This is a genomic window from Amycolatopsis sp. NPDC059657 (genome assembly GCF_042734395.1).
Classification (GTDB): domain Bacteria; phylum Actinomycetota; class Actinomycetes; order Mycobacteriales; family Pseudonocardiaceae; genus Amycolatopsis.
This window is the reverse complement of record NZ_JBHWEB010000005.1, coordinates 53,031-70,990: the sequence shown is the minus strand read 5'-3', so window position 1 is coordinate 70,990 and position 17,960 is coordinate 53,031. Positions and strand designations below refer to the sequence as shown.

At 67.6% G+C, this 17,960-nt stretch carries 17 protein-coding genes and 1 tRNA gene; 8 read left to right on the top strand and 10 right to left on the bottom strand.

Annotated elements, in window-relative coordinates:
• Genes ACFV15_RS04405 through ACFV15_RS04385 form a run of 5 tightly spaced genes read right to left on the bottom strand, consistent with a single transcriptional unit; the run spans position 1 to position 4,733 of the window.
• Positions 1–771 carry an ATP-binding cassette domain-containing protein gene (locus ACFV15_RS04405; protein WP_378348709.1) on the bottom strand — a complete coding sequence of 257 codons (771 nt, stop codon included), beginning with the start codon at positions 769–771 and terminating at the stop codon, positions 1–3.
• Positions 768–1,502 carry an ATP-binding cassette domain-containing protein gene (locus ACFV15_RS04400; protein WP_378348708.1) on the bottom strand — a complete coding sequence of 245 codons (735 nt, stop codon included), beginning with the start codon at positions 1,500–1,502 and terminating at the stop codon, positions 768–770. Before ACFV15_RS04400 ends, ACFV15_RS04405 begins: the two co-directional genes overlap by 4 nt.
• A complete protein-coding gene (locus tag ACFV15_RS04395) occupies positions 1,499–2,308 on the bottom strand; it encodes an ABC transporter permease (RefSeq protein ID WP_378348707.1) in 810 nt (269 codons plus the stop codon). Before ACFV15_RS04395 ends, ACFV15_RS04400 begins: the two co-directional genes overlap by 4 nt.
• Entirely contained in the window at positions 2,305–3,252 is a 948-nt protein-coding gene (locus ACFV15_RS04390; RefSeq protein ID WP_378348706.1) for an ABC transporter permease, read from the bottom strand. Before ACFV15_RS04390 ends, ACFV15_RS04395 begins: the two co-directional genes overlap by 4 nt.
• Positions 3,249–4,733 carry an ABC transporter substrate-binding protein gene (locus ACFV15_RS04385; RefSeq protein WP_378348705.1) on the bottom strand — a complete coding sequence of 495 codons (1,485 nt, stop codon included), beginning with the start codon at positions 4,731–4,733 and terminating at the stop codon, positions 3,249–3,251. Before ACFV15_RS04385 ends, ACFV15_RS04390 begins: the two co-directional genes overlap by 4 nt.
• A gap of 73 nt (positions 4,734–4,806) precedes the next feature.
• Between ACFV15_RS04385 and ACFV15_RS04380 the strand changes: the two genes are divergently transcribed.
• Together ACFV15_RS04380 and ACFV15_RS04375 are read left to right on the top strand one after the other, a co-directional pair.
• Complete coding sequence (locus ACFV15_RS04380; RefSeq protein ID WP_378348704.1) at positions 4,807–5,565, top strand: FadR/GntR family transcriptional regulator; 759 nt, start codon at positions 4,807–4,809, stop codon at positions 5,563–5,565.
• A 23-nt stretch (positions 5,566–5,588) separates the two neighbouring features.
• Positions 5,589–6,635, top strand: coding sequence for a patatin-like phospholipase family protein (locus tag ACFV15_RS04375; protein ID WP_378348703.1), 1,047 nt, complete (start codon positions 5,589–5,591; stop codon positions 6,633–6,635).
• Between the two features lie 54 nt (positions 6,636–6,689).
• On the opposite strand, the gene ACFV15_RS04370 is transcribed toward ACFV15_RS04375, so the two are convergent.
• Genes ACFV15_RS04370 through ACFV15_RS04360 form a run of 3 tightly spaced genes read right to left on the bottom strand, consistent with a single transcriptional unit; the run spans position 6,690 to position 11,369 of the window.
• Positions 6,690–7,730 carry a trans-sulfuration enzyme family protein gene (locus ACFV15_RS04370; RefSeq protein ID WP_378348702.1) on the bottom strand — a complete coding sequence of 347 codons (1,041 nt, stop codon included), beginning with the start codon at positions 7,728–7,730 and terminating at the stop codon, positions 6,690–6,692.
• Between the two features lie 59 nt (positions 7,731–7,789).
• A complete protein-coding gene (locus ACFV15_RS04365; RefSeq protein ID WP_378348701.1) occupies positions 7,790–8,140 on the bottom strand; it encodes a VOC family protein in 351 nt (116 codons plus the stop codon).
• Positions 8,141–8,159: 19 nt separating this feature from the next.
• Positions 8,160–11,369 carry a penicillin acylase family protein gene (locus ACFV15_RS04360; RefSeq protein ID WP_378348700.1) on the bottom strand — a complete coding sequence of 1,070 codons (3,210 nt, stop codon included), beginning with the start codon at positions 11,367–11,369 and terminating at the stop codon, positions 8,160–8,162.
• Between the two features lie 143 nt (positions 11,370–11,512).
• Here ACFV15_RS04360 and ACFV15_RS04355 point away from each other — a divergent pair, with 143 nt between their 5' ends.
• Complete coding sequence (locus ACFV15_RS04355; protein WP_378348699.1) at positions 11,513–11,887, top strand: FKBP-type peptidyl-prolyl cis-trans isomerase; 375 nt, start codon at positions 11,513–11,515, stop codon at positions 11,885–11,887.
• A 45-nt stretch (positions 11,888–11,932) separates the two neighbouring features.
• On the opposite strand, the gene ACFV15_RS04350 is transcribed toward ACFV15_RS04355, so the two are convergent.
• Positions 11,933–12,217, bottom strand: a complete 285-nt coding sequence (locus ACFV15_RS04350) for a hypothetical protein (RefSeq protein WP_378348698.1) — start codon at positions 12,215–12,217, stop codon at positions 11,933–11,935.
• Positions 12,218–12,396: 179 nt separating this feature from the next.
• Here ACFV15_RS04350 and ACFV15_RS04345 point away from each other — a divergent pair, with 179 nt between their 5' ends.
• Genes ACFV15_RS04345 through ACFV15_RS04330 form a run of 4 tightly spaced genes read left to right on the top strand, consistent with a single transcriptional unit; the run spans position 12,397 to position 16,319 of the window.
• Positions 12,397–13,365 (top strand): helix-turn-helix domain-containing protein, encoded by a 969-nt coding sequence (locus tag ACFV15_RS04345; RefSeq protein ID WP_378348697.1) that lies wholly within the window; start codon positions 12,397–12,399, stop codon positions 13,363–13,365.
• Positions 13,365–14,567, top strand: coding sequence for a hypothetical protein (locus tag ACFV15_RS04340; protein WP_378348696.1), 1,203 nt, complete (start codon positions 13,365–13,367; stop codon positions 14,565–14,567). Before ACFV15_RS04345 ends, ACFV15_RS04340 begins: the two co-directional genes overlap by 1 nt.
• Entirely contained in the window at positions 14,473–15,108 is a 636-nt protein-coding gene (locus ACFV15_RS04335) for a hypothetical protein (RefSeq protein WP_378348695.1), read from the top strand. Before ACFV15_RS04340 ends, ACFV15_RS04335 begins: the two co-directional genes overlap by 95 nt.
• 23 nt (positions 15,109–15,131) lie before the next feature.
• Positions 15,132–16,319 (top strand): cytochrome P450, encoded by a 1,188-nt coding sequence (locus ACFV15_RS04330; protein WP_378348694.1) that lies wholly within the window; start codon positions 15,132–15,134, stop codon positions 16,317–16,319.
• A 60-nt stretch (positions 16,320–16,379) separates the two neighbouring features.
• Here ACFV15_RS04330 and ACFV15_RS04325 read toward each other — a convergent pair.
• Positions 16,380–16,465: transfer RNA gene (locus ACFV15_RS04325), tRNA-Leu, on the bottom strand.
• Positions 16,466–16,591: 126 nt separating this feature from the next.
• Between ACFV15_RS04325 and ACFV15_RS04320 the strand changes: the two genes are divergently transcribed.
• Positions 16,592–17,860: an FhaA domain-containing protein gene (locus tag ACFV15_RS04320; protein WP_378348693.1), complete on the top strand. Its 1,269-nt coding sequence runs from the start codon at positions 16,592–16,594 to the stop codon at positions 17,858–17,860.
• Positions 17,861–17,960: the final 100 nt, after the last annotated feature.

Here is a 17,960-nt window from a genome sequence, read left to right as displayed (position 1 = left end):
TCACTCCCCCTTCGTCAGTGCTGCCAGCGCCTTGCGCAGGCTGGGCGCGGCCGCGATGAGCTCGCGGGTGTACTCGTGCCGCGGCTCGTCGTAGACCTGGTCGACCGCGCCGAGTTCGACGATCTCGCCGCGCCGCATGACCGCGACCGTTTCGCAGACGTGCCGGACCACCGCGAGGTCGTGTGACACGAACACGAGCGTCAACTGGAACTGGTCGACCAGCGAAGCCAGCAGTTCGAGGATCTGCTTGCGCACCGAGACGTCCAGCGCGCTGACCGGCTCGTCCGCGACGAGCACACTCGGCTTCGGCGCCAACGCCCGCGCGATGGAGATCCGCTGCCGCTGCCCGCCGGAGAACTGATGCGGATAACGATCACCGGCGTCCGCGGGCAGGCCGACGGCTTCGAGCAACTCGGCGACCCGCTTGCCGTCGCGGTGACCGAGCGGCTCGCTGATGATGTCACGAATGCGCATGCGCGGGTCGAGCGAACCCATCGGGTCCTGGAAGACGATCTGCAGCTCGGAGCGCAGGAATTTCAGCTGCCGCTCGGGCAGGCCGGTGACCTGACGGCCGCGGAAGGAGACCGAACCGGCCGTCGGCTGGTCGAGCGCGGCCAGCAGCCGGACCAAAGTGGACTTGCCGGAGCCGGACTCGCCGACGATCCCGAACCGCTCGCCCGGCTGGACGTCGAACGAGACTCCGCGCAGCGCGTGGACGTCGCGTCGGCTGTACCGGCGTTCGAGGTCGCGGACTTCGATCAGCGGACTCATGGCGCCTCCAGATCCGAGGCTTCGAGCAGGCGTTTCGTGTAGTCGTGGCGAGGGGCGGTGAGCACCTCGCGGGTGGTGCCCGCCTCGACGATCTCACCGTCGAGCATCACCAGCACGCGCTCGCAGACCGAGGCCACCACCGCGAGATCGTGCGTGATGAACAGCAGCGCGGTCTCCCGTTCCCGTGTGCCGGCGAGGATCAGCTCCAGGATTCGCGCCTGGACGGTGACGTCGAGCGCTGTCGTCGGCTCGTCGCAGATGAGCAGCGCGGGGTCGTTGACCAGTGCCATCGCGAGGACGACCCGCTGCCGTTGACCACCGGAGAGCTGATGCGGGTACGCGCGGACCGTGTCGGCGGGCAGGCCGACGGACTCCAGCAACTCGGCCGCGTCAGGACGCTTGCCGCGTAGCCGCGCGGGCTCAGTGACCTGGCGGCCGACTCGCATCGCCGGGTTCAACGCCGTCATCGGCTCCTGGAAGACCATCGACAATTCGTTGCCGCGCAACCGGGACAGCTCACGCTCGGGCGCGCCGAGCAGCTCGCGGCCGCCGAGCTTCACCGACCCCTTGGCGGACAGTTCGTCCGGCAGCAAGCCCATGATCGACAACGCGGTCAGCGATTTGCCGGAACCGGACTCGCCGATCAAGCCGACGCGTTCGCCCTTACCGACTTCGAACGACACGTCCCGCACCAGCGAGGACACGCCGAGACCTTCGACGACGAGAGTCATAGCCGCGCCGCCAATCGGGGGTCGAGCCGGTCACGCAGCCCGTCGCCGAGGAGGTTGAAGCCGAGCACGGCGACCGCGATCGCGATACCGGGCACCAGCGCGAGCCGCGGATGCGCGGTCAGCAGGTCCTGCGATTCCTGGAGCATCCGGCCCCAGGACGGGGTGGGCGGCCTGGTTCCGAAACCCAGGAACGACAACGCGGCTTCGGCCAGCACGGCGATCGCGAACGAGACCGAGGACTGGACGATCAGCAGCCCGCCGATGTTCGGCAGCACATGCCGGGTGGCGATGTTCGTGCGCGACCGGCCTGCCGAGCGCGCGGCGAGCACGTACTCGGTGCTCATCACCTGCAGGCTGCCGGAGCGCGCGATGCGGGCGAAGGACGGGATGGTCGCGATGCCGATGGCGATCATCGCGGTGAGCGTGTCGGCACCGAACACCGCGCCGAACATGATCGCCAGCAGCAGCGCCGGAAAGGCGAGCACGAGATCGTTGACCCGCATGACGAACTCACCGAGCCACCGCGGCGCCAGCCCGGCGAGCACCCCGAGCGGGGTGCCGATGAGCGCGGCGATGCCGACCGCGACCACGCCGACGTACAACGTGGTGCGCGCGCCGACCATGAGCTGGCTGAACACGTCACGGCCGAACCGGTCGGTGCCGAAGAGGTGCTCGGCGCTCGGCCCGAGCAGCCGGTGCGCCGCGTCGATCTTGGTCGGGTCGTAGGGCGTCCAGATGAAGGACACCAGCGCGGCGAGCAGCACCAGGCCGACGAGCACGCTCCCGATGGTCAGCGTCCGGTTCACGACGCACCTCGCAGCCTCGGGTCGAGCACGGTGTAGAGCAGGTCGACCACGAAGTTGATCAGCAGCACGCCGGCCACCAGCACGAGCACGATGCCTTGCACGGTCAGCAGATCACGCGCGGCGACCGAGTCGAGGAGCATGCTTCCCAGGCCGGGCAACACGAACACCCGCTCGACGACCACCGCGCCGATCAGCAGTGTCGCGAGCTGCAAACCGAGCACGGTCACCACCGGGACGGCGGCATTGCGCAGGCCGTGGCGGAACAACGCCTGGAACGGCCGTAGTCCCTTGGATCGCGCGGTGCGCAGGTAGTCCTGGCCGAGCGTGTCGAGCACCGCCGACCGGACATAGCGGGTGAGCACCGCGCCCTGCACCAGTCCGAGCGAAAGCGCGGGCAGGATCAGGCCGCGGACGAACTCGCCGGTGTCCTGGTTCGGCGGGGTCCAGCCACCGGACGGCAGCCAGCGCAGCTGGACCGCGAAGATCTGGACCAGCAGGATCGCGGCGAGGAAGGCCGGGATCGCGACGCCGACCTGCGACAGGCCGGAAACGGCCGTGCCACTGGCTTTCCGATGCCGGACCGCGGCGAAGGTGCCCAGCGGCAGCGCGAGCAGGAACGCGACCGCCATGCCGGCGCCGACCAGCCACAACGTCACGCCGAAGCGGTCGAGCAGCTGCGGCCCGATCGCCTCGCGTGTCACGTACGACTTGCCGAAGTCACCGTGCAGCACGCCGCCGATCCAGTCGAAGTACTGCGTGAGCAGCGGACGGTCGATGCCGAAGTCCTGCCTGGTCTTCGCGAGCAGCTCCGGGGTCGCGTTGACGCCGAGCGCGACCTGCGCCGGATCACCGGGCAGCACGGCCATGAACAGGAACACCACTATCGACGCCGCGAACAGGCTGACCAGCAGGATCGCCGTCCGCCGCAGGATTTTGGGGATCATTTCTTCCCCAATCCCGTGACGTCGAAGGACTCGCTCACCTGGTTCTCGGTGAACCCGGTGACCTTGGTCTTCGCCGCGATCACGTTGGGGAAGAGGAACAGCCAATCCGCGGCGGCATCGGCGTTGAGCTGACGGGCGACCTCGCGCATGGCGGTGACCTGCTGGTCCTCGGTGCCGGTGTCCGCCTGTGCGAGCAGCGCCTTGACCTTGGGATTGTCGTAGCCCCAGTAGAACTTGGGATTCCCGAACGTCGTGATGTCACGGGCTTCGACGTGCTGGATGATCGAGAGGTCGTAGTCGTGGTCGGTGAAGACCTGTTTGAGCCACACCGCGGGGAAGTCGAGTGGCTCGATGGTGACCCGGACGCCGACATCGTCCAGTTGCGAAGCGACCACCTGCGCCGCCGAAACCGCGTACGGCAGGTTGGGGATCCGCAGCCGGAGGCTGAGATTCGGCTGACCTGCCTCGGCGAGCAGTGCCTTCGCCCTCGCCGGGTCATAGGGATACTTGCCGGAAAGGTCCTCGTACCAGGGATCCGTCGGCGGGACCATGCTGCCGATGAGCGTGCCGCGCCCGGCCCATGCCGTGTCCAGCAGTGCTTTGCGGTCGATCGCGTAGGTGAGCGCCTGGCGTACCCGGACGTCTTTGAGCCTGGCATTGTTGATCGCGAGGGTGACCTCACTGTTCGTGGTGCCCTCGACCACGGTGAACCGGTCGTCGCTCTGGAACTGCGGAATCGAGTCGGGCGCGGTGATCGCGGAGATCACGTCGATCCCGTTGCTGAGCAGCGCGTTGTTCAACGCCGTCGGATCCTTGATGTACTTGAAGAACACCGTGGAGTACGCGGGTTTCGGGCCCCAGTACGCAGAATTCTGCTTCAGGACGATCGAATCACCGCGCCGACGCTGGGCGATCGTGTACGGACCCGTGCCGACCGCGGTGTTCGCGAGATCGGCGACGCCGCTGGGACTGAACATCGCGCCGACGCGGCCGGTCAGGTCGAACAACCAGCCGTTGCTCGGCTTGGTCAGCACGACCCTGGCATGTGCCGGATCGACCACCTCGACATGATCGACAACGTCCATTTTGGACTTGAGCGAGATCTTCCAGTCCGTTTTCACCCGTTCCAGCGAGAACTTGACGTCCGCGGCGGTGAACGGGACTCCGTTGGCGAACCGGACGCCCTGCTGGAGCTCGAAGTCATAGGTCTTGCGGTCTTCGCTGATCTTCCACGACTTCGCCAGCAGCGGCACGATCTTGCCGCTCGCGTCCAGCTTCACCAGGCCTTCGTAGACGTTGTACAGCAGCACCTGCGGGATGGCGGAGCCATCGGTGCGCGTGAAGTCGAAGTTCTGCGGCTCGGCCGTGAAGCCGATAGACAAGGAGTCGCCACCGGTCGCGACCGTCGCGCTGGAGCCCGCCGAGCAGCCGGACACGACAAGCAGCGCGACGAGCGCTGTGGCGTAGGTCCGGGCTTTCATGGTCCCTCCTCCGGCGGTATGCTGGTCAGACCAGTAACCCAGAAAGCCAGCCGCGAGTCAAGGATGAACACAGATGGAGTTCGAGCGCGTCGCACCGGTGCGTGCCTATGAGCGCGTGGTCGAGCAGATAGAAGAAGCCGTGGTCAGCGGCCGTTTGAAGGCGGGTGAACGGCTGCCGAGCGAGCGCGATCTGATGACCCAGTTCGGGGTCAGCCGGTCCACTGTGCGGGAGGCGTTGCGGGTACTGCAGGCGGGTGACCTCGTCCGGTCCAAGCCCGGCGACCCGCGCGGCCCGGAGATTCTCGCCGCGTCGCCGGCGGCGCTCAAGAAGTCCATGCACCGGCTGGCGCGCGCGGATCACCTCGGGCTCGCCGAGCTACTGCAGTTCCGGATGGTGCTCGACGGCTCGGCGCATCTACTGGCCGCACGCCTGCGCACCGACGAACACCTTCGTGATCTCGAAAAGGCGCTCGACGCGATGCGGCGCGGCGCCGAGGAGAGCTACGCGACGTACAGCCTCGCGGACATTCTCTTCCACGAGATGATCGCGCGCGCCACGGGTAACGCGCTGCTGGTGTTCAGTAGCGAGGCGGTGCACAACGTCTTCCTCGAGCTGATCGAAGACCGGCTGGAGAAGGCCAGGGACCGGACGGAGCTGATGCATACCTGGATCACCCACCACAGCGAAGTGCTCGACGCGATCCGCGACGGCGACGGCGCCCGCGCGTCACGACTGGCGAAACAGGCTTTGTACGACAACTACGCCGAGTATGTCCCGGAAGGTGAGCGGGGTCTGCTCGAAGCGCTGCTCGAAAGGGAAGACTTGGGATGAGACCCCACTCCTAACCTGATTCCATGTCTCAGGGGGAGAACAAACGCGAAGGGGTCGGCCTGGCACTGTCCGGCGGCGGCTACCGCGCCATGCTGTTCCACACCGGCGCGCTCTGGCGGCTCAACGAACTCGGCTGGCTGCCCAAACTCTGTTGCGTGTCCAGCGTTTCCGGCGGCTCGATCGCCGCGGGCACGCTCGCGCACGCGTGGCCGAAGCTGCGGTTCAGCGGTGGTGTCGCGGCCAACTTCCGCGACGAGGTCGTCGCGCCACTGCGCAGGCTCGCCGGAAAGCGGCTCGACATCCCGATCGTGCTGCGCGGCATGCTGAAGCCCGGCCGCAGTGTCGGTGAGGAACTCGCCGACGCCTACGCCAAGCATCTGTTCGGCGACCGCCGCCTCGACCAGCTCGACCCGAGCGGCCCCCGGTTCGTGTTCACCGCGACGAACCTGCAGGACGGCGCGCTCTGGTGGTTCTTCCGCCAATCAGGGCCCTACGGCCAGGTCCCGCTCGCGACCGCCGTCGCGGCGTCCTCGGCCTTCCCGCCGTTCCTGTCCCCCGTGCTCGTCCCCGATCCACGCGAGGACCGAAGCGGCGAGATCGTGCTCAGCGACGCGGGCGTCTACGACAACCTGGGCCTCGATCCCGTCGAAGACCAGCACGCGACCGTGCTGGTCAGCGACGCGGGCAAGCGGATGACCCGCACGGGCACGCCCAAGCGCAGCTGGCCGGGTCAGCTGCTGCGAGTACTGGACATCGTGGACAACCAGGTCCGCGAGCTGCGCACCGGCGCGCTTTTGAAGTCCTATGTGGACAAAGAGATGAGCGGGACCTACTGGGGCAGCTACAGCGACATCTCGAACTTCGAGTTGTCCGACGCGCTGGCCGCCCCGGTCGATCGGACGCACACACTCGCCGAGACAGCCACGCGGCTGACGAGGATGCCCAAGGTCGTGCAGGAACGCCTGATCAACTGGGGTTACGCGGCTTGTGACGCTGGCATGCGGCGTTGGGTCGACATCGATGCCGAAGCGCCGCGCGGCTTCCCTTACCCGAGCTCGGGTGTCGGCTAGAGACTCTCGCCGAGGGTCGTGAGCGGTATTGCCGGTTCTAACCGGCGTAAACACTCACGACCCCTCCAAGGCGGTTCGCAGGTCGTGCCACAGGTCCTCGGGGTCTTCGAGGCCGACGCTGAACCGCAGGAGCCCGGCGGGGACATGGGCGTCACCCGCGAGCCAGGCGCGGCGCTCGACGACGCTTTCGACCCCGCCGAGGCTGGTCGCACGGCGGATCAGGCGCAGGCGGGCGGTCATCGCGTCGGCGGTTTCGGCGTCGGGGAGCTCGAAGGCGATCATCATGCCCTCGCCCGGGTAGCGGACCTTGGTGACAGCAGGGTGCCCGGCCAGCCGCTCCGCGAGGATCGCGGCCGTACGGGTCTGCTCGGCCAGGCGGACCGGCAAGGTGCGCAGCCCGCGAAGCGCGAGGTAAGCCTCCAGCGCACCTGGGGTCGCGCCGTTGCGGGTGCGTGCGTCGCGGAGTTCCTTCGCCAGCGCGGGGTCCGCGGCGACGGTGAGGCCGAGCAGGAGGTCGCTGTGGCCGCCGATCAGTTTGGTCGCGCTGTGCACGACGACGTCCGCGCCCATGGCGAGCGGCTGCTGGGCGAGTGGGCTCGCGAAGGTGTTGTCGACGACGACCCGTCCGCTGGTGGCGGCCGCGATGGCCTTGATGTCCATCAGGTCGAGTGTCGGATTGGTCGGCGACTCCAGCCACAGCAGGTCCGCGTCGGAGCCGGTCCACGCGTCGGTGTCCTCCGGCGGTAGCTCGGTGACGACCAGGCGTCCGGTCCGATGGGCGCGCGCGAGCAGGCCACGCGAGCCCGCGTAGCTGAACGTCGGCACGGCGACCTTCGCACCGACCGGCGTGATGTCGATGATCGCGGCGAGCGTGGCGATGCCCGACGCGAACGCCGTGGCGTGGCCGCCTTCGAGCTCGCCGATCACCTGCTCCAGCGCCTCCCAGGTGGGAGTGCCGTCTTCGCGGGAGTAGTCGCGGTCGCCGCCTGCGTAGAAGGTGCTGGCGGGCACGATCGGGGTGTTCAGCGGCTCACCGGGGCCGTGGGGACGGCCTGCGGCTACGGCACGGGTACGAGCTGACCATTCGGAGTCCACTCGATCACGGTAACCGCCGAACCGCTGGTCAGCAGCGAGTCGAGTCTCACGTTGCGTGGCTAAAGCTCGTACGCCTTGGGGTGACGGGGTTCGTAGAGGCCGAGGTCGCCGCCGCCCGGCAGGCGGATGGTGCACAGCAGCCCCCAGCCCTGGTCGGTGACCGGCTGGGCGAACTCGACGCCTTTGGCGGTCAGCTCGGCGACCGTGGCATGCACGTCGTCGCACATCAGGTAGAGCTCGTGCTGGCCTTTGCCTTCGGTGGGATGGACCGCCACCTCGGCGGGCGGGAGCTTGAAGATCAGCCAGCCCCCGCCCGCGTCGATGTGCGGGTAGCCGAGCACGTCACGGATGAACGCGCGGTCGGCGTCGGCGTCGTTGCTGTACAGGATCACGTGGGCACCGGTAATCATGCCCGGGATCGTGCCATGACTAGCGCGAATACACCTCGAAATCGTAGAGCGAGTAACCGTGGTTGGTGCCGCGCTGGACCCCGGCCATGCGGACGTACCGGGCGGTCGACGTCGCGAAGCTGACGTTGTCGATGCCGCCGTCACCGTCCACTATGGACGCCGCCTCCCGCCAATTCTGGCCGTCGTCGGAAAGCTGGATCTTGTACGCCCGGCCGTAGGCGACCTCCCAGCGCATGATGACGCGGGAGACCGCTTGCGCCGAACCCAGGTCGACCGTCAGCGACTGCTGGTCGTTCCAGTCGCTGGCCCAGCGCGTCGACTGGTTCTCGTCGACGGCGTTGGCAGGCGGCAGGTTGAACCAGCCCTTCTCGTAACTGGTCGCGCTCGCCAGCTTGTTGGCGGCCGAGTTGGACACGGCGACGCCTCGTGCTGACGGGTACTCGACGACCTGCTGGAAGGTCGGGCGGTTCTGGGTGCTGATCTTGTCGTGCGTGATGCCGCCCAGCGCGGTGTGCGCCAGTGAGTCGAGGCACCACTGGTCACCGGCCGAGCAGGTGCCATCCGCCGGGTACACCGTGGTCGCGGGCTGTGCGGCCGCCGCGGCGAGCGAGTCGAGCAACACCTGACGGCACGCCGTGACATCCCCGCCGCCGCAGTACTTCGCGCCGAGCGGACCGGCGACCTGGTCGCCGAGTATCGAGCGGATGTCCTTGTGGACGTAGCCCCACCAGCCGGACTGGTACGCCGAACCCTGGTGCGGCTGGCCGTGGTGCTGGCCGGGTTCCTCGTTCTGCCAGCCGGACGGGCTCTGGTTGATCTGGAGCACGTCGGTCATCGCCTTGTACGCGGCGTCGCCCATGCCGGGCTTGAACTCGGCGGCGACCAGCAGCGGCCACCACGCGTCGATGATCCGGATGGCGTCGGCGTACGCGTACGTCTTGCTGCCCGGCGTGGTCTCCGACCGCTTGGCGCCGGTGGCGAGCCATGCCTTCAGCTTCGCGACAGCGTCCGCCGCTGGGCCGGTGACCGGTGCCTTTTCGATGACTCGCAGCAGTTGCGGCAATACCTTTTCGGCACGCAGGTCGGTCAGCGCGGCTTCCTCCATGGCCTGGGTCAGGTTGACCCTGGTCACCTTGGTGCCGCTGGAGATCAGCTGCTTGACGCGCACGTCGAGCAGGTCGGCCCTGTGCACGGACGACTTGTCTGCGCCGCCAGCCGCATACCCGTTGGCCTGCGCGTTGTTCCAGCTGACGTAGTAGTCCTGGTTGATCGACTGCGGGTGCTGGGCGGGCGGCGTGTAGTTCGCCTTGTTGCCGTTGGGGTCCCAGCCCTGCCAGTCGAAACCGGCGTCCGCCTTGACCGGCATGCTCGGGTCCACAGTGGACTGACGAACCGGGTTGCTGCCGGAGTTGTAGTACGCCACGTCCTTCGAGTCGGCGTAGAACCAGTTGAACGTGTAGTTGACGTCCTGCGCGGCGCGCTGGAAGTCCTGGGCGCCGTGGATGAAGTCGGGGTCGTTGAACTCCTGGAAGCCGACGATCGAGTCGACCTCGTGGAAGAACGTCGAGCGCAGTGACGTGTACGCCACCGGCTTGCCGCCGACCAGCGCGCGGCTGGTCACCGGGCCGTAATTGGTGCGGTAGCTGCGCAGCGTGTACGAACCGGCCGCCGTCGAGTCGGCGACGGACGGCTTCCACGCGTTCTTGCGCTCGATGGTGTCCATCGGCACGCACTGGCCCTTGAACCGGTAGTAGTTGGACTCCTTCGTCGCGGGCTTGCCGCTCGGGTCACAGAGCTCGAGCGCGTAGGTGTCGGTGATGTCCTGACCCGCGCTGGTCGCGCTCCACGAGTAGTCCTGGCCGCGGCCGAGCAGTACGTAGAAGCTGATGCCGGCGAACGAGGCGCCGCGTGCGCTGATGCCCGGTCCCTGCAGCTCCTGCAGCATGAGCAGCTGCGGCGCGAAGTAGCCGGTCTGCGGACCGAACACGGCAACCGGGTGCCCGCTGGCGGTCTTCGAACCGGACACGACCAGCGCGTTGGACATGCCGTGCTTCTCGGTCAGCAGGTTCGCGGGCAGCACGCCGTTGTCGAACATGCCACGCGCGGGCTCGAGCTCCTTGGGCGCGGCGACGCGCTCGGTGGCGGGCGCCGCGGCGGAGCCGGTCTGGTCGAACACCAGCTGCTGCCCGGAAACCGTGCCCTTGTCCGGCATCGCGAGGCCCTGCGGGTTCGCAGGCGTCTTGCCGTACGGGAACGTCTGGCCGTCATGCAATGTCTTGACGGTCTCGGGGTCGTCCTCGGACCGCAGACTTTGCCAAACCTTCTCACCCTGCTCGAGACCGTACTTCTCTTGCAGCGCCATCTTCGCGACGGCCTGCTGGACCTCTCCGCCGCCGCCGGCGCCGAACTGCGCGCCGACCACGGACGCGAGCACGACCAGGTCGGTCAGCGTGAACGGGTCGATCTTGCCTGCGTTGGTGATCGAGTCGATGTGCCCGGTCAGCACGTACTCACCGGGGAAGTACCGGCCCGCGTGCGAGTCGGTGATGTACTTGTTGACGCCCTCGACATAGGACCGCGCGTCGGCGAGCGCCTGCGCACCACGCGGCCCGGCCGCGGCGACCTTGTTGATCTGGTCGAGCAGCTCGGCCTCGGTGTACGGCGCCGCCGAGAAGAAGGACTGCTCCAGCGAGCGGTTGGACGGGGCGCCGCCGGCGAACGGCGTCACCTGCCCGCGCCCGACGTGACGCATCACGTCCATCAGCCACAGCCGGTCCTGCGCCGCGGCGAAGCCGGCGCCGAACGTCGTGCCGGCGCGGGTGGTGCCGACGATATGCGGCACCCCGGTCGCCTTGTCGCGGGTGATCGTCACGTCCGCGCGTGGTTTGGTCGTGCTCTCCACCTGGTCGGCGGGCACACCGAACGACGAGTCGTTGAAGAACTTGCTGATCGTCGACGTGGTGAGCGTCTTGTAGCCGTCGGCCAGCCCCGCGTACTTCGGCAGCTGATCGGACGCGTGCGCCGGACGGGTGCCGAACGCCTTGTGGGCGAGGATGTCGGCGAGCGTGGCGTTGCCGTTCTCGCCGGGCGGCACGATGTCGTTGCACTGACCCAGGCAGTAGTCATTGGGCGCGATCAGTGGTGCGGCGTTGGCTTGGGGAGTGGTCGTGATGACTGTGGCGGCCGTCAGCGCGGTGAGCGTGACGAGGATTTTCATGCGACCAGGCATGCCAGTTGCTCCTTCGCAGACGTGACGCAGCGCACGTTAGTTAACCGGCCGCCAATTGTGAAGACTTTTCACCTTCGCTCTGCCCCTATGGAGTAGCACGTAGCCGTGAGCAGGATCGATGAACGCTCGGTACGGTGTTCGGCATGAGTTTGGAAAAGCCCATCGTGGACCGCCCCGAAGGCAACCCGCCCGCGGCGCTCGAAACCACCGACATCACCGTCGGCGACGGCCGGCAAGCCAAGGCGGGCGACGCCGTCTCGGTGCACTACGTCGGAGTCTCCTTCTCCACTGGCGCGGAGTTCGACTCGTCGTGGAACCGTGGCGAGCCGCTGGACTTCAACCTCGGCCACGGCCAGGTCATCCCCGGCTGGGACCAGGGCGTCGACGGCATGAAGGTCGGCGGCAGGCGCAAGCTGGTCATCCCGCCGCACCTGGCATACGGCGACCGCGGCGCGGGCGGCGTCATCAAGCCCGGCGAGACGCTGGTCTTCGTCGTGGACCTGCTGGGCGTGAACTGACTCGGACAAGCCAAAACGGCGGGCACCCCTGGGTGCCCGCCGTTTCTATTTGACCGCGGCGATGACCGGCGCCGGCGGATTCTGGACCGTCGGCGGCGGAGCGGCCTCACCTGCGGAGAACACGGTGATCGCCAGCACCACGGTGGCCAGCACGAGGACCCCGACCGTGGAGAGCAGCGGCGCGACGATCGGCTTCACCAGGTCGAGAACGTGCCGCATGATCCGCGCCAGCACGAGCGCGATGACCACCAGCGCGACCACCAGACCGGCCAGCAACCCTGACCCGAGCGACTGTGTCGACATTTCGGCTTGCGAAGCTGACAGGTTCATGGCGCGCCCCTCTGCTCAAGTTCACCAGTTTGGTAAAGTTTTCTCCTTGTGGTGTAGTCCGGTGTATTGAGGGTACGGCGCGACAGATCTCCAGGTCAACGCCCATTTTCGGGTTTTCATTTGCCACCACGGAATCCGAGTGGTTGGATGCCATCACTTCACCGCCTGGGTGAACTTCGGTGAACAGCGAGGAAGCCAGCGTGGACCTGTCCGCCCGTCTGCTCGAACTTCGCACAGCCGCCGGGCTGAAGCAGAAGGCGATCGCGGACGCGCTCGGCGTCGGCGTCTCCATCGTCTCCTCGTGGGAGAACGGCAAGAAGACACCCAGCGAGCGCCGGGTCACGGACTACGCGCGCTTCTTCGCAGGCGAGGAACACACGGAGTTCGAGAGCCTCCGCCGTGAGTTGCTGCACCTGCACGCCACCGCGACCGGTCGTCATCCCGATGACCTCGACCAGCTGCCCGACCTGTGGCGTTTCCCCGACGGTGGCCCGGTCCGCATCATCTGCGGCGAGCTGCCGGACGGCGAGAAGACGGAGTACGCGGATCCGGCCAACGCCAATTTCATGCGGCTCTCGGCCTACGCGGACCTCGACGCGATGGTCGAACTGTTCAGCCATATCCGGGCGCTCAACCCCCACTCGGATGTGCAGCACAAGCTGACAGCCGAGCCGGACGACCTGCAGGCCCACCTCGTGCTGCTCGGCGGCGCCGCGCTGAACGACACGACCAGGGATGTGGTGCGGCAGGCCGACTTCCCGGTCTCCCAGGTGCCGGCGAACGCCGAGATCCCCAACGGCGAGTGGTTCGAGATCCCCGGCGGCGGCCGTGTGGACGCGGTGTTCGCCGACGAGCATCGGGCCGAGGTGGTCGAGGACGTCGGCCTGTTCATCCGCCTGCCCAACCCGAACAACGTGGCCCGCACGCTCACCATCTGTGGCGGCGTGATGACCAGGGGCGTGTTCGGCGCGGTCCGCTGTTTCACCGACGCGGCCGTCGGCGACCGCAACACCGACTACGCGAAGACCCGCTTCGGATCGATCGAGAACTTCGGCCTGCTGATGCGGGTGCCGGTGATCGGCGCCATGCCCGCGACCCCGGACCTGCACAATCCCGATTCCCGGCTCTACGAATGGCCGGCGGGGTGATGGCGACAGCACTCGTTCCAGCGAGGTGCTCCCACCGGGAGCTGCTGAGCCCGGTGCCCTTCGGCTACGCGGCGCCGGACGCGATCGTCGTGTCCGCGACCAGACGTGCGGCAGGGTTGCGGGAAACCGCCGAGGTCGCGGCCAAGCTCGGCTCGCTCGCCGTCGTGCTGTGCAGCAGGTCCGCGACCGCGGCGGACTTCGGCCACCTCGCCGCCAGGATCCCCAACCTGCGCTGGCTGGCCGTCGACCTGCCTGCCGGATACCGGCATCCGCTGTTCGACTTCGCGACCTCACGGATCGAGGAGGCGAAGGCGGCCAGGCTCGGCGATCTCAGCACGAAACGCAATCTCGGCCTCGTACTGGCGAAACTGGCAGGCTGGCGACGGCTGATGTTTCTCGACGACGACATCGCCGGTCTCGTGCCCGCGCAACTCCGGCGGGCCGCCGCCGCGCTCGGGCCGCTCGACATGGTCGGCCTCGAGGTCCGCGACTTCCCCGACAACTCCGTGGTCTGCCACGCGAACCGGCTGGCGGGCGCCAAGCAGGACACTTTCGTCAGCGGTTCGGCCCTGCTGGTCGACGCCAACCGCGTCTACTCCTTCTTTCCCGAGATCTACAACGAAGACTGGCTGTTCCTGTCTCCGAGCGTCCGGCGCCGCCGCGTCGGCCGGACCGGCTCGGTGCGGCAACTCCCCTATGACCCGTTCGCGCGCCCATCGCGGGCCGTCGGCGAGGAGTTCGGGGACGTCTTCGCCGAGGGACTTATGGAACTCGCCCACAGCTTGCTTCCCCAGGAGACGGCCGGGACCCCAGAATTCTGGGACCGTTTTCTCGACGGACGCCGACAGCTCATCGCCGAGACCGCCGACGGCATCGCCTGCGGCGACCCCACGATCACCGCGCTCGAAGCGGCCATCGCGCTCGAAGCGGCGGAAGCCAGGCGTGCGTCGATCGACGCACGCGCGCTGTCCGTATATCTGCATACCTGGCACGAGGACCTCGCCGTTTGGCGATCCCGACTGGGGGACTTGTGCGCCACCTCGCTCACTACCGCCTTAGACTCTCTCGATCTCAGTGCGGTCGGGGAGACTCGCGAGAGGAAGACCCATGGCCGTTTACGAGGCCGTACAGATCGACAGCAGCGCCACAGTCGCGTCAACCGCAGAAATCGGCGTCCCCTACCGGCGCCTGCAGGTCGGTGACTGGGACCGGCTGGACCGGAAGACGACGGTCGGCGCCCGCTGCGACATCGGCCCGTTCTGCGTCGTGGTGGAGGAGTCGCAGATCGGCGACGACTCGATCCTCGATACCTACTGTCATCTCGAAGGCGGCGTCACGCTGGGCAAGAACGTGCTGCTCACGCATCGCGCTTCGGTCGGCGCCAAGGCCAAGATCGGCGACGGGTCGATCATCGGCTGCTCGCTGGTCTGCGAGCGCAGCCACATCGGCGCGAATTGCCGGGTCTTCGGCGACCTGATCCACCGTCAGCTCGACCCGACGCTCCCCTGGGACGCCCCGGAGGCCGAGGAGAGCTCGCCCCGCCTTCAGGACAACGTGTTCGTCGGGTGGGGGGCGACGCTGATCGGCGGCATCAATATCGGCACCGGCGCCTACATCTGTGCGGGCGCGACGGTCACCATGGACGTCCCGGCGCATCACATCGTCACTGGGCAGAACACCGTCGTCAGCCCGTCCGACTGGCACGGCGCGCTCGGGAAGTCGGCTTTCTTCCCTCGCGACTAGGGAATCTCAGGCAGTCTGGGTAGATGCTCGAGACCTTGTTCGCCCCGGAAACCAGAGCCGACCCGTACCCGATGTACCGGCAGGTCCGCGCTCGCGGCGAAGTGCTGGCGCTGCACGACAACTTCGTCGTCGTGAGCGGGCACGAGGAGGCGACTTCGGTGCTGCGGGATCCCGCGTTCGGCCATACGGAGCCAGAGGTACTGCCCGATCCGGACGAGAACGAGCCGGTGGACGCCGACGGCAAGGTCATCCGTTCGTTCCTCGGGCTCAATCCTCCGGACCACACCCGGTTGCGCCGTCTGGTCTCGAAGGCGTTCACCCCGCGGACCATCGAGCGGCTGGCCCCGCGTATCGAGGCGCTCTCCCGTGAGCTGGTCGACGCCGCGACCGAAAAAGGTGAGGCCGATCTCATGAGCGAGATCGCCAAGCCGTTGCCGGTCATCGTGATCAGTGAGCTGCTCGGGGTCCCGCTCGCCGACCGCGACCGGTTCGCCGCCTGGTCGAATGCCATGGCGCGGGCGCTGGACCCGGCGTTCCTCCTGCCGGAAGACGTGCGGCTGGAGGCGGTGCGCGCCAGGCGCGAGTTCGTCGCGTACTTCCGGCAACTGGCCGGGGAACGCCGTCGTGAGCCGACCGAGGATCTGCTGTCGGACCTGGTCGCGGTCTCCGACTCCGGCGACAGCCTCAGCGAGGGCGAGCTGGTGATCACGGTGATGCTGCTGCTCATCGCCGGCCACGAGACGACGACCAACCTGATCGGCAACGGGGTGCTCGCGTTGCTGGACCATCCGGAGCAATTGCACGCGCTCACCACCGACCGTTCGCTAGCAGCGCAAACGGTCGAAGAGGTGCTCCGGTACGACTCCCCCGTCCAGCTGACCATGCGGACAGCCCTGGCGCCGACGGCCATCGGTGACCTATCTGTCAGCAAGGGCACGGACGCGGTCATCCTCATCGGCGCCGCCAACCGGGACCCGCGCTCGCACGAGAACCCGGATCGTTTTGACCTGAAGCGGCCATCGGGCAGGCATCTGGCGTTCGGCCAGGGCATTCACTTCTGCCTGGGCGCACCGCTCGCCCGTTTGGAAGCGAAGACATTACTGCTCGCGCTGACCGAACGTGCGCATTCGTTCCACCAGACGGCCCTGCCGACCTGGTCTCCCACCGTGACACTGCGCGGACCGGCGAGCCTGCCGCTGTGCTTCAAGTGAGCCGGGTCATATCCAAGCAACAGAAAAGGCCCCTTGGCGTCTAACACCAAGGGGCCTTGCTGGTGGGCGAAGGGGGAGTTGAACCCCCACGTCCTTTCGGACACACGGACCTGAACCGTGCGCGTCTGCCATTCCGCCACTCGCCCGAGTTGCTTGTGCAGCGGAGCTAGCTTAGCAGCCCGTTTGAGCGGGTTTCACCGGGGGCCGTGTAGGTGGGCTCCGGCCCGGATAGGATCGAAGGGAAGCAGAGACCATGAAGGAGGCTTGTCCAGGTGGGCCGGGTTGAGAAGTTCGATCGGCGACTCGAGCACCTGGTCGGTAACACCTTCGCGCGGATGTTCGGTGGCAACGTCGTCACGCAGGAAGTGGCGGTGGCGCTTGAGCGGGAAAGTGAGGACAACGTTCGTGAGCTGGCCGGCGGTCGTTTGCTCGCCCCCAACCACTACATCGTGGCTTTGGGGCAGGCCGACCATGACCGGATGGCCGGAGACGAACAGCGGGTCACGAAAGTTCTCGCCCAGGCGGTCTCGGAACATCTCGCAGAGCACGGTTGGGACACCTATGGTGACGTCGTAGTCTCGCTCGAGCGCAACGAGGCGCTGCATACTGGACAGTTCAAGACCCGCTCGTCCGTCGATCCCGACGTCAAACCGCAAGACGCCGGCCGTTCTGGACGGTCAGCACCACCCAGCAACGCAGGAGACCCAGCAATGAGCCAGCCCGGTGGCTACGGCCAATATGACCAGGGAGACCCGTACGGCCAGCAGGGCCAGTACGGCTATGGACAGCAGCAGGGCGGTCAGCAGCCCGGCTACGACCAGGGCTATGGCCAGCAGCAGGGTGGCCAGCCGGGGTATGACCAGGGTTACGGTCAGCAGCCCGGTTACGACCAGTACGGACAGCAGCAGCCCGCGCAGCCCGGTTACGACCAGGGCTACGGCCAGCAGCAGCCCGGCTATGACCAGGGTTACGGTCAGCCTCCGGCGCAGCCCGGCTACGACCAGGGTGGTTACGGCCAGCCCCCGGCGCAGCCCGGTTACGACCAGTACGGACAGCCCCCGGCGCAGCCCGGCTACGACCAGGGTGGCTATGGCCAGCCCGCGCAGCCCGGTTACGACCAGTACGGACAGCCCCCGGCGCAGCCCGGCTACGACCAGGGTGGTTACGGCCAGCCCGACCCGTACGCCCAGCAGCAGGGTGGCTACGCCCAGCAGAGCTACGCGCCGCCTTCACCGCCTGCCGGAAACCGCGCGCTCGCGGCGAGCCTGCAGCTCGATGACGGATCGAACCGGACATACTCCCTGAAGCAGGGCGGCAACGTGGTCGGCCGTGGCCAGGACGCCGACTTCCGGCTCCCGGACACCGGCGTCTCGCGGCGTCACCTCGAGATCACCTGGGACGGCCAGTCGGCGACGCTCGCCGACATCGGCTCGACCAACGGCACCACGGTGAACGGCACTCCGGTGCAGACCTGGCAGCTCGCCGACGGCGACGTCATCAGGGTCGGTCACTCGTCGCTGGTCTTCCGCACACAGGGCTGATTTCAGGAGGTTCGAGCCGTTCCCGCACAATTGCGTTGCGGGGGGACCTGCGACGCACGCCGTGTCGCAGGTTGGCGTGACGGAGTTGCGTAAAGAGTCG